Genomic DNA, 11,664 nt, shown 5'->3' on the forward strand with positions numbered 1-11,664 from the left:
AAATTTGGCATTACCACCATCGCACGAGCAAAGGGACTACGTTTCCAAGTCTTCACTGGCGCAGAGAAAATGGTGTTTGACGTCAAAGGTCATCTCGCCGATTAATCTGCATCTTGCATTTAGCAGATACAAAAAGAGCCTCAAATGAGGCTCTTTTTTCTTGGAAAAGGAATTAACCTTCGATGCCACGCGCTTTAAGGAACTCGGCATAAGTGCCTTTAAAGTCGTGGATTTGACCGTCTCGAATCTCAAGGATACGAGTTGCCAGAGAGTCAACGAATACGCGGTCGTGAGATACGAAGAACAAGGTACCCTTGTATTGCTCTAACGCTGAGTTCAACGACTCGATCGATTCCATATCCATGTGGTTAGTTGGTTCATCCATTAGCAGCATGTTTGGTTTGTGCATCATTAGCTTACCAAGCAACATACGACCTTGCTCACCACCAGAAAGCACTTTTACCGACTTTTTGATGTCATCTTGCGAGAACAGCATACGACCCAAGAAGCTACGGATCACTTGCTCATCATCGCCTTCTTGACGCCATTGACCCATCCAGTCCATGAGGTTCATATCTTCAGCGAAATCTTCTGCGTGATCTTGCGCGTAGTAACCGATGTTTGAGTTTTCAGACCATTTGTACTCACCAGTACGCGGTTCTAAAACACCTGCTAACGTATTCAGTAGCGTTGTTTTACCCACACCGTTTTCACCGATGATGGCAACACGCTCACCCACTTCAAAAATCGCGTTGAAGTTAGTAAATAGGTCGTTTTCGAAACCTTGGCTTAGGTTTTCAATCTCAAGTGCATTACGGAACAGCTCTTTTGATTGCTCAAAACGGATGAATGGGTTTTGACGGCTGGACGCTTTTACTTCTTCAAGCTGGATCTTGTCGATTTGCTTCGCACGAGACGTCGCTTGTTTTGCTTTCGATGCGTTTGCCGAGAAACGAGCAACGAACGTTTGTAGCTCAGCAATTTGTGCTTTCTTCTTCGCGTTGTCAGCAAGAAGACGCGCACGCGCTTGAGTGGCCGCTGTCATGTACTCGTCGTAGTTACCTGGGTAAACACGAAGTTCACCGTAATCTAAGTCTGCCATGTGAGTACATACAGAGTTTAGGAAGTGACGGTCGTGCGAGATGATGATCATCGTGCAGTTACGCTGGTTTAGCGTATCTTCCAACCAACGGATCGTGTCGATGTCCAAGTTGTTGGTTGGTTCGTCGAGCAGCATGATGTGTGGGTCAGCAAACAGAACCTGAGCCAATAGAACACGTAGCTTCCAACCCGGAGCGATTTCGCTCATCAGACCGTAATGTTGCTCTTCTGGGATACCTACAGCAAGCAATAACTCACCAGCTTTAGCATCTGCCATGTAGCCGTCCATTTCCGCAAACTGAACTTCAAGATCAGCCACTAACATACCTTCGTCTTCCGACATTTCAGGTAGAGAGTAAATACGGTCACGCTCTTTTTTAACTTCCCACAGCTCTTTGTAACCCATGATTACAGTATCAATTACTGTATATTCTTCGTATGCGAACTGATCCTGGTTTAGCTTTGCAACGCGCTCATTTGGGTCGTAGCTTACGTTACCGCCAGTTGGATCTAGCTCACCACTAAGGATCTTCATAAAGGTAGATTTGCCACATCCATTCGCACCAATTAGGCCGTAGCGGTTACCTTCACCAAACTTTACCGAGATATTTTCAAACAGTGGCTTAGCACCAAATTGCTGCGTGATGTTGTTAGTGGAAATCAAAGTCTTTACCTATAAATTGTGACAAACGGCGCCACACTACTTATAACCGCTCCTAACTTCAAGTTTTGTTTTAACTTTGAGTTCTCTGTAATTAATGACATCTTTATGACACTTGACTCATGCTTAGGCATATAGTCATGCGCCTTAAAATCGCTGTCGAATTCCTCGCTTTCGACTTTAAACCAACTAAGATAATTCTAACTTGATAAGTTATAAGAGATTTTTATGCGTTTTTTCCTACGCCTTTTATGCGTGGTGAGCCTAATTACGGTCTATCCAGCTGTCGCGAATTGGCAGTATGACTTTAAGGCGACACCGCAAGTCGATGCTGTCAGTGCCGACATCGAACAAGAAATTTCTCAAATCCCAGAACCTTTGTTTATGACAGAGCAAGACAAGCGCAAAGTTGACCACTTGCTTGATGCGGTGATCAATGAGCAACGTAAACAAATCGATCTGTTTAAACAACACCTTGAGGCGTACAGCAAAAACGCAACGAACGAGATTTGGTTTGAAACCGAATCTAGCTATCTCACCTTAACCAGTTTAGGCCACAGTAAAGAACAGTTGCTGGCACTAACTGACCCGGTTACTCACGACAAGCTCACGGGATTTGGGCCTTATGGTGTTACCCAATTCAAACAAGAGTGGCAGCATACCCAGCTCAATCTGGAATATCTGGTGTACTTCCAACTGCGTAGCTTCAAGTCTTTATTAAGTGAAGTGTTGATTTCACCGATTCCAGTGATCTGGGCGGGGTTAAAAGTGCTGTTTATCTACTTTGGCTTAGTTTGGTGGCTAACCAACAGCAAACGACTGATCACTCTGTTTAAACAAACCCAACTCGAGAACAACAGCAAACCAGCACTGTGGATTCGTTTGATTTGGTACGTAAGCCGTGCACATCGCGCGATTGCATGGTTGATTGCCATCACACTCTCGCTTCGCGTATTGTCTGAGATCCCGAGTTTGCAGCACCTTATCTTCCTAGAGATCTTCACTTGGTGGATCTTAGGCGGTTCGATTGCGATTAGTTTTATCCTAGAGTTCGCTTACCGCAACAGCCGCAGCTCGAGCCCTGATGTGGTCGCACTACGGCTGAAAACCATTCGTCGTTACGTATGGAGTGCGATTGTTGCCGGGGTAATATTACAAATCTCAATGCGTACACTGGGTAAAGGAACCATCTACTACTGGATTTACAGCGCGCTCTACGCGTGGTTTGTTTTGGTGACTATCTCAGTATTAAGTTTGTGGCGTAAAAAAGTATTCGACACGGCTGAGCACCTATCTGATCGCCCAGTATGGGTTAACTGGGCAGTACGTCGTAAAGATTCGTTCTTACTCAACATTCCAGCCACCGCGATTGCTATCGTTTGGCTGACTATACACAACTTTAAGCACCGCATCGTTGCCGCGCTATCGAACTACAGCTTCTTTAGTCAGGCGTTAGCATATTTGTTCCGCATTGAAGTCGCTAAGCAAACCGACAGCAACAACGGTCACTCAAATCTGGTGCGAATCAGAGGCAACGACGCTTTCGATTATGTCTCTCCGGGCAGTTATGACAGCGCTTTGATCGACTATGCCAACGACGAAGTGAAGCAACTGTCGAAATACTTGATGACGGACAGCCCAGCAATTTGTGTCGTTTCAGGCGAGCGTGGCGTTGGTACAACAACATTACTTCTTAGCTTGCTGAGTAAAGTGAAAAACGCAGAACCAATTTATCTTAGTTGCCCTTATTCTGGGTACAGCGAGCTACTGGCGCATTTTGCTGCCAGCTTAGGTTTAGAAGAAGACGCCACTGAAATTCAAATCCTTGCTCATCTGCGTAAGAGTGAAACCACCTACTTAATTGCGGTAGACAACGCGCAACGCTTGGTAAAACCTATGGTCGGTGGTCTTGCAGACCTGATCCGCCTAACTAACCTACTTCGCCGTTCGAAGAAAAACCATCGCGTAGTCATCGCCATTGAGAAAGCAAGCTGGCGTTTTGTCGACCGTGCGCGCGGCGAACGCTTGTTGTTTGATTTGGTGACTTTCTTGCCTCGCTGGACAGAGAAACAAATCCACCAACTGTTGGATACTCGCATCAACCAAGCCGACCAAAAACAAGTGTCGTTTGAAGGTCTTGTTGTACCAAAACAATGGGATCAGGAAGACGTCACGGAAGAGGAACGCGCTAAGCAAGGCTTCTATCGTATTTTGTGGCATTACGCTGACGGTAACCCAACAGTCGCACTGCGTTTCTTCCGTTTATCGCTCAATCAGGACAAAGACACTGGGCAAGTATTTATTCGCCTATTCCGCGTACCTGAGTCTCAAGAGTTGGAGAAAATGCCTAAGCCAATGTTGGCGGTGCTGCGTTCTATCGTTCAATTAGAAATCGCCTCTCCAGAAGTGTTATCGGACTGTACCCAACTGAGTATTGCAGAAGTGACCGGTACGCTGCGCTATTTTGAAAGCCGCGGTTACATCGAGTGGCTCGAAGATAAAGCACGAGTGTCCGACCATTGGTTCCGACATATAACCAACGTTCTCGACCGTCAGCATCTATTGGTGAAGTAATATGAAACGCATTCTATTTATTGTTATCGGACTGATTCTTTCTGCACCCGTTTTCGCGACAGAAGAAGTGGCAGGCGTCGAGAACATCAGTCAAATCGCCAGCCTGATTCGTTGGAGCGGCGTGTTTTTCTCATTGATCGTTGTTGCCGCAACTTGGTTATTGCTTAAGTTTATTAACTCGATGGTCGAAAGCGTTGGCGGGCAATTTGCCCAATACCGCATGCTGCTGCAAAAGCTGCAATCCTTTATGCAGTTTTTTATCTACATGAGTGCCGGTATTTTGGTGTTTATGATGAGCTTTCGTATCAACGACCAAATCCTAGCGCTGATCGGCGGTACGCTTGCGGTGTCGGTCGGTTTCGCGCTAAAAGATTTGGCCGCTTCGTTTATCGCGGGTATGACCGTCATGGTTGACCGTCCGTTCCAAGTTGGTGACCGCGTCACGTTCGAAGGGAACTACGGCGACATTATTGCCATTGGTTTACGTTCGGTACGAATGCGCACACTTAACGACGACATCATTACGATCCCAAACAACAAGTTTCTTAATGAAGTCACCGTCAGTGGTAACTATGGCGCACTAGACATGCAGGTAGTGATTCCTTTCTATGTCGGCTTGGATGAGGACATCACCCTAGCCCGCGATTTGATTCAAGAAGCGGCGTCTTCAAGTCGCTACATTCACTTACCCAAACCAGTTACCGTATTAGTCAAACAAACTATCACTGATAACTACTTAGCAATTCAGCTTACCTGTAAGGCGTATGTTGTTGATACTGCGTACGAGAAGCTGTTTGAGACCGACATTACCTTGCGAGTAATGAAGGAATTCAAAAAACATAATATTCGCCCACCGAAGATTGCGGTAAACGCTGGATAAACGAAAAAGCGGAGCTAATAGCTCCGCTTTTTTCGGATTAAAGATTGGTGATTTTCAAATCGCTTTCCGCTCGCTGAGGCAGATAAATACTAAAAGTACTGCCTTTGCCCCATTCCGATTCGACCTTAAGCTCACCGCCTGTTTGGCTAAGAATACTTTGCGAGACTGACAAGCCAAGTCCAGTACCCTCTCGCTTGGTGGTATAGAACGGCGAGAAGATACGTTTGAGGTTTTCAGGCTTAATCCCGCTGCCTTCATCAGTAACATGAATAATGGCACCGACATTCACGCCATTCTCAATCCAATCTTCACTAGAGATGGTCAATTTACCGTGGCCTTGCATCGCGTGGATGCCGTTCATCTGTAAGTTAACGAGGATTTGCAACAGTTGATGTCGATTGACTTCCACTGAGCTCTTAGCCTGCAAGTCGGTGTCAAACTCGACCTCACGTTTCTTGGTGCCGGTTTTGACCAGCGTAATGCTCTCTTCGACAATTGGGTTAACGTGCTGCCAAGTAATTTCATCCTGCACGCCGCCCTGACGACTGTATTGCAGTAAGCTGCGTGTGATATTACGGATACGGTCAATTTGCGCATGAATGGCTTCAATTTCTTCTTTTACCCGCTCAGAGTCTTGGCCAAGTTCAAACTGGATAAGTTCGACGTTACCGAGGATCACAGCGGTTGGGTTATTGATCTCGTGGGCAATGCCAGCGGTTAACTCGCCCAGCGCGGCAAGCTTTTCATTCGTCACCAGCTTATCGCGGGTTTGATTGAGCAATTGGATGTGCAGTTCCAGTTCTTCTGTCTTCTCGCGTAAACTGGCTGTGCGTTCTTCTACTTTGACTTCTAACGCCACAGCAGCTTGTTCCAACTCATTCTTTTGCTGTCTAAGTAGATCAAGCATATTGTCGAACTGCTTAGCTAACTGCGCCAACTCGTGGTCGTCATCGAGCGCAAGTGGCCCAATCCTTGTTTCTTTACCCAACTGGATCATTTTCACCACGCGGTGAATATGCTCAATTGGGTTAAACAAATCCCGTGAGCCACGATAGACCAAAAAGCCAGAGACTAAGAGCAACGCAATCGTGGTAATCGAGATCTCAGCGATATTGGTCATGTACGATTTCAAAAACGGCCACAACAGATACCCGGTGTAAAGCATACCAATGACATTATCGTATTGGTCATGCATCGGCTGATAAGCTGTGATATACCAAGCATCGTAGACAAACGCACGGTTCACCCACTCTCTACCTTCGACCAATACCTTGCGATTAACTTCAGACGACACACGTGTACCGATGGCGCGCCCTACATGACCATCGCTATCCAAAGGTACATTGGTGCTGATACGTAAATCGTCAAGAAATACTGTTAAAGTGCCTACTGGACGTAAACTGTCTTCTTTAGATGGGTAAATCAGGTCTCGAATTTGGTCGACCAAAACCGTGCTGTTGTTGAGTAACAGACCGCCATCAAGGAAACCGATAATATCGTTCCGTTGGTTGTAAATCGTCACGACCGTGCGACTCACCAACCCACGCCCTTCAATCTTTTGGCTATTTAGGATCGGGATTTGTGCGCGTTTCGCCAAGTCCTCACCCAGTTCACTCAACTCTTGTTGACTGAGGACATCAAAGAATGACTCTTTACGTGTGAGGTCGAGATAACGAAACTTGTCAGCGATGGTATCAACACGATGAAAGCGCAAAAAATCAAGGTTGTAGCGCTTTTTCTGCTCAGCAACCCACGTTTCAAAGTCTTTATACTGACTAAGGTGATTAATGCGTTGAACAAAGTCGTACGATTCAGCAAACGCCTTAACATGGTTAGCCTGCTTCTCTTGGATAAGCTCGATACTATTTTCTGCGACACCTAAACGTTCAGAAACATCCAGCAACGCACTTTGCCACGTGTAATGAATCGACCAATAGATGGTAATCCCGATGAGTGCGACTAAGGTGAGAAAGATTGGCGCAGAGGTCAGTATCATCAGACGATAACGCACCATAGTTTTAAACCTATGGTGCCATTTGGACAGTAAAGTGCCGCTATTGGGCATAGTCCGACTCCTCTGCGTCCCATTCCTTATATTTACGCTCTAATGTTTTGCGCGCCACGCCCAACTCTCGCGCTGCGGCAGATTTGTTGCCATCATGGAAATCGACCAACTGCATGATGTGCGCTTTTTCAACGTCTTTCAAAGACCAGGTATTCGGATAGCCTTGTTTACTGTCTCGACCTTCTGGTAAATCCAGAATCTCGCAGCCGCTAGATACCGTGACTGAGACGTTGGGTTGCACTGATTGGCCATTAATTTCGCGCCAATAATGCGCAGGTGGTTTACCCAACAAAATACAGCGCTCAATCAAGTTTTTAAGTTCGCGGATGTTGCCCGGCCAGTCATATTCATTCATTGCAATCACGTCTTCATGCGCCCATTTCGGTTCTGGCATCCCGAGTTCTGACGACAGCATACGCGTAAAGAATGGAATCAACTCGATCAGATCTGTCTTACGCTCTCTCAGCGGTGCGACATCAATCTTGAGCACATTCAGACGATAGAAAAGATCTCGGCGAAAATTACCTTTCTCGACTTCTTGTTGCAAATTACGGTTGGTCGCCGCCACCACTCGGACATCCACACTGACCTCACGCTCACTACCCACTGGGCGGATCGTCCTTTGCTCCAGCACACGCAGTAATGCAGACTGCATCGGCAGTGGCATCTCACCGATTTCATCCAAGAACAAAGTGCCGCCATTGGCCACGCGGAACATACCTTCACGATTTTTCTTTGCACCGGTAAACGCGCCAGAAGTATGACCAAACAACTCACTTTCCAACAATTCTGGCGCGATTGCACCACAGTTGATTGGCACAAAGGGTCCACTGCGTTGACTAGCCTCATGCACGCCGCGCGCTACCAACTCCTTACCAGTGCCCGACTCGCCTTCAATCAACACCGAAGCCCTTGATGGTGCAAACTGAGTAATCAACTGTTTCAACTGTTTGGTACGTTCAGAGCCGCCGACAATCTCGGTTTTGATATGACGCTTAAAATCGTGCTTCAAAGCGTATTGGTGACGGGCGGTAAGTCGCTTGTCCATGCAACGTTCAACCGCTTGTAACATTTGTTCTAGGTTAAACGGCTTAAGAATAAAGTCTGACGCACCAAGCTTAAGCGCTGAGATAGCGGTTTCAAGGTCGGCATAGCCAGTCATAAAAATAACGTCGGCTTTGCGATCTTCGTCAGTAAATGCCTCTTCCCAATCTACACCAGAGCGACCTGGCAGGTTGATATCGAGAATAATTAAGTCATAGTGGTTAGTGACACGAAGTGATTCCGCGTCTTCAATGCACCCCGCGGTATCGACGCGAGAAAACCATTTGCTCAGTGCTTTGTTCAGTATCGTCTGCATACCAATCTCGTCATCCACGACGAGAACTGAAAAAGCTTGATATTGAGATACTTTGTTTGGATCAAACGATGGGGACATGATGACTCATTAAAAATTATTACCAATGAGACAGAGTGTACCAAGGATTATGCAATTGCGTGAAAGAAAGATGCGACATTTTGTCTCACTTCAAGTTTTTAGCGTGTAACTTATTGATATACCGTTTGAAACTAGTCACAGAATATTGGCATTAAGATTGCTATATATGCTCTCGGATTTATACACATTAAAAATAAGTCGGAGTGTTGGAATCGACTTGTTAGAGCAAACCACTCAAGAAATGGAATGATAATTAAATGAAAGCAATAACATTTACACTTGCAACAGCGTCTTTGGCTCTCGTTAGCTACTCAGCATCTTCGGCAGAAGATAACACTCACGTCCGTCTAGCAACCACGACCAGTACTTATCACTCAGGTCTTCTCGATTACTTGCTGCCAGCATTTGAAAAAGACACTGGCTACAAAGTGGATGTTATCGCGGCAGGCACGGGCAAATCGCTAAAAATGGGTGAAAACGGCGATGTAGATTTGGTGATGACGCACGCGCCAAAAGCAGAAGCTAACTTCGTTGAAAAAGGCTACGGCGTCATGCCGCGCAAACTGATGTACAACGACTTTGTTATCGTTGGCCCAGACGCAGACCCTGCGAAAGTGACCGAGTCAAAAGACATCACAGAAGTATTTAAGAAAATAGCCGACATGAACGCGACTTTCGTTTCACGTGGTGATGACTCAGGTACGCACAAGAAAGAGAAAGGCATTTGGCAACAAACTAAAATCGAACCAAACTTCGGTGGTTACCGCAGTGTTGGTCAAGGTATGGGCCCGACTCTTAACATGGCGAACGAAATGCAAGGTTACACCATGACTGACCGTGGTACTTGGTTGGCATATAACAACAAACTTGACCTTAAAATCGTATTCCAAGGTGACAAAAACCTATTTAACCCTTACCAAGTGATTTTGGTCAATCCAGAGCGTTACCCTGCGATCAACTACCAAGGGGCAAAAGTATTCAGTGACTGGTTAGTTAACCCGAAAGGTCAGCAACTGATCAATGACTTTAAACTCAACGGTAAACAGTTATTCGTGGCGAATGCTAACGAGAAATAGTCATTTATGAGCCTTTGGCAAACCACTCTTGAAGCGCTCACTTTATTGGTGAGCCTTGATAAAGAACTATGGGAGATCGTCGCGGTCTCCTTTAGCGTTTCTTTGACCGCGATTTCGTTGGTGCTTTTACCCGCGATTTTGCTGTCGTTTACCCTTGCTCATGCAAGCTTTCGTGGCAAGTGGCTGTTATTGTCTCTGATTAACACCCTGCAAGCGGTTCCGACCGTTGTTATTGGCTTGTTGCTTTACATGTTGCTATCCCGCGCTGGTCCACTTGGCAACTGGGAAATGCTGTTTACCCAAAAAGCGATGATCGTCGGCCAAATGTTAGTGGGGTTCCCGGTGCTGGTTTCGATGATGCATGGCGCGCTGCAATCGAGTGATCGCCGCGCGATTGAAACCGCGGTGACGCTTGGTGTATCTATCCCGCGCATTGCCGCGACGATGATTTGGGAAGCGAGATTTCCTCTTATGGCAGCCACTATCGCAGCGTTTTCACGTATTGTTACCGAAGTCGGCTGTTCAATGATGGTGGGTGGTAACATTATGGGGGTAACACGAAATATCCCCACTGCAATCGCGATGGAAAGCCATAAAGGTGCATTTGCGCAAGGCGTTGCATTAGGGATTGTATTATTATCTCTAGCATTAGTTCTAAACTTTTTACTTACCAGCATGCGTGGTAAGGGCTACTTGAGAACATAGGAGCTGTATGACAATTCAAATCAAAGCACAGCACTTATCTATGCGCTACAAGGAGCGAGTGTTGTTCCACATTCCCCAACTTTCGATTGGTCCTAACGATGCCATTTACCTTAAAGGTGACAACGGTGTCGGCAAAACTACGTTGCTCAAAATTCTGTCTGGTTTGATCAAGCCAACGACAGGCGAAGTATTTGCCCCTGACGACAGTTGGTTAAAACGATTTTTCAATCGCGCCGGTAGAAAAGACGTCATCTATTTACACCAATCGCCTTATTTATTTGACGGTACCGTTTACCAAAACGTCGTGTATGGTATTCGCTATGAAAAAGAGTCGCCGAAAGATAAGCGAGCTCAAGTAATTACTGCTCTACGCATGGTAGGCTTGGAAACTTTGGCAGATGAGCATGTTTCAGTGCTGTCGGGTGGAGAAAAGCAGCGTGTCGCGATGGCGCGAGCGTGGATCTTAAGGCCGTCTATTTTATTGATGGACGAATCGAGCGCCTCACTCGACCAAGAGTCCATAGAGCGTTTGGTTGTTATGGCAAAAGATCTGCTGAGCCGAGGTTCAAGTATTGTCGTCACTAGCCACCAAAAAAATGCACTGACCGAACTGTGCCGTAAACAATGGTGGATAAAAGACACGACTTTGATAGAGTCTCCGCTGCTACAGGTTATTACAGATGCAAAACAAGAGAACAACTATGCTTCTTCCAACGCAAACTAGTTGGGTTATTTTGGCTGGCGGGCAAGCCAGCCGTATGGGCGGAAAAGATAAGGGGCTGATTGAACTCAACAACAAACCGCTCATTCAACATGTTATTGAACGCCTCTCTACACAAACACCCAATATTTTAATCAACGCAAATCGTAACCAGAGTGAATACGCCCAATTCGGACAAGTCTTCTCTGACCAATTCGCTGATTACCCTGGGCCAATGGGTGGTATTCACGCCGGACTTCTTCACGCGACAACCGATTGGGTGGGTTTCGTACCTTGTGACAGTCCACAGATCAACAGCGACCTTGTCGAACGTTTTTGCTCTCAAGCGACAGAATCAACGGACATTTTGGTTGCGCACGACGGTGATCATCAACAGCCTGTTTTCACGCTCTATAACAAGCGCGTGTTACCCAAGCTGACGGCATTTCTTGAGCGCGGTGACA

Annotated in this window: 9 protein-coding genes and 1 pseudogene; 7 read left to right on the forward strand and 3 right to left on the reverse strand. The window is 46.3% G+C overall.

Going from position 1 to position 11,664, the window contains the following annotated elements:
• Positions 1-105: pseudogene (locus tag HCZ42_RS21125) on the forward strand (sulfurtransferase FdhD); the annotation flags it as partial.
• Positions 106-172: 67 nt separating this feature from the next.
• Here HCZ42_RS21125 and HCZ42_RS21130 read toward each other — a convergent pair.
• On the reverse strand, positions 173-1,765 hold the full coding sequence (locus HCZ42_RS21130) for an ABC-F family ATPase (protein WP_167422649.1): 1,593 nt from the start codon (positions 1,763-1,765) through the stop codon (positions 173-175).
• Positions 1,766-1,990: 225 nt separating this feature from the next.
• Between HCZ42_RS21130 and HCZ42_RS21135 the strand changes: the two genes are divergently transcribed.
• On the forward strand, positions 1,991-4,336 hold the full coding sequence (locus tag HCZ42_RS21135; protein ID WP_167422650.1) for an AAA family ATPase: 2,346 nt from the start codon (positions 1,991-1,993) through the stop codon (positions 4,334-4,336).
• A gap of 1 nt (position 4,337) precedes the next feature.
• The gene (locus HCZ42_RS21140) at positions 4,338-5,216 is read left to right on the forward strand and encodes a mechanosensitive ion channel family protein (RefSeq protein WP_167422651.1); all 879 of its coding nucleotides are present in this window, start codon (positions 4,338-4,340) and stop codon (positions 5,214-5,216) included.
• Between the two features lie 37 nt (positions 5,217-5,253).
• Here HCZ42_RS21140 and HCZ42_RS21145 read toward each other — a convergent pair whose 3' ends face one another.
• Both HCZ42_RS21145 and HCZ42_RS21150 read right to left on the reverse strand, forming a co-directional pair.
• Entirely contained in the window at positions 5,254-7,281 is a 2,028-nt protein-coding gene (locus HCZ42_RS21145) for a sensor histidine kinase (protein WP_167422652.1), read from the reverse strand.
• Positions 7,271-8,719 carry a sigma-54-dependent transcriptional regulator gene (locus tag HCZ42_RS21150; RefSeq protein WP_167422653.1) on the reverse strand — a complete coding sequence of 483 codons (1,449 nt, stop codon included), beginning with the start codon at positions 8,717-8,719 and terminating at the stop codon, positions 7,271-7,273. Before HCZ42_RS21150 ends, HCZ42_RS21145 begins: the two co-directional genes overlap by 11 nt.
• Positions 8,720-8,976: 257 nt before the next feature.
• Here HCZ42_RS21150 and HCZ42_RS21155 point away from each other — a divergent pair, with 257 nt between their 5' ends.
• From HCZ42_RS21155 to mobA, 4 genes are all read left to right on the forward strand, one after another.
• Positions 8,977-9,795: a substrate-binding domain-containing protein gene (locus HCZ42_RS21155; protein ID WP_167422654.1), complete on the forward strand. Its 819-nt coding sequence runs from the start codon at positions 8,977-8,979 to the stop codon at positions 9,793-9,795.
• A gap of 6 nt (positions 9,796-9,801) precedes the next feature.
• On the forward strand, positions 9,802-10,500 hold the full coding sequence (locus HCZ42_RS21160) for an ABC transporter permease (RefSeq protein ID WP_167422655.1): 699 nt from the start codon (positions 9,802-9,804) through the stop codon (positions 10,498-10,500).
• Between the two features lie 7 nt (positions 10,501-10,507).
• On the forward strand, positions 10,508-11,224 hold the full coding sequence (locus tag HCZ42_RS21165; RefSeq protein ID WP_167422656.1) for an energy-coupling factor ABC transporter ATP-binding protein: 717 nt from the start codon (positions 10,508-10,510) through the stop codon (positions 11,222-11,224).
• A partial coding sequence (mobA, locus tag HCZ42_RS21170) for a molybdenum cofactor guanylyltransferase MobA (protein ID WP_167422657.1) occupies positions 11,202-11,664 on the forward strand: 463 nt, incomplete at its 3' end. The genes HCZ42_RS21165 and mobA, both read left to right, overlap by 23 nt.

The sequence above is a fragment of the Vibrio hepatarius genome (assembly GCF_011806575.1).
GTDB classification, from domain to species: Bacteria; Pseudomonadota; Gammaproteobacteria; order Enterobacterales; family Vibrionaceae; genus Vibrio; species Vibrio hepatarius_A.

Coding starts and splice junctions, on each gene's coding strand:
- HCZ42_RS21135 (WP_167422650.1), top strand. CDS start 1,991: ATGCGTTTTTTCCTACGCCTTTTATGCGTGGTGAGCCTAATTACGGTC.
- HCZ42_RS21140 (WP_167422651.1), top strand. CDS start 4,338: ATGAAACGCATTCTATTTATTGTTATCGGACTGATTCTTTCTGCACCC.
- HCZ42_RS21145 (WP_167422652.1), bottom strand. CDS start 7,281: ATGCCCAATAGCGGCACTTTACTGTCCAAATGGCACCATAGGTTTAAA.
- HCZ42_RS21150 (WP_167422653.1), bottom strand. CDS start 8,719: ATGTCCCCATCGTTTGATCCAAACAAAGTATCTCAATATCAAGCTTTT.
- HCZ42_RS21155 (WP_167422654.1), top strand. CDS start 8,977: ATGAAAGCAATAACATTTACACTTGCAACAGCGTCTTTGGCTCTCGTT.
- HCZ42_RS21160 (WP_167422655.1), top strand. CDS start 9,802: ATGAGCCTTTGGCAAACCACTCTTGAAGCGCTCACTTTATTGGTGAGC.
- HCZ42_RS21165 (WP_167422656.1), top strand. CDS start 10,508: ATGACAATTCAAATCAAAGCACAGCACTTATCTATGCGCTACAAGGAG.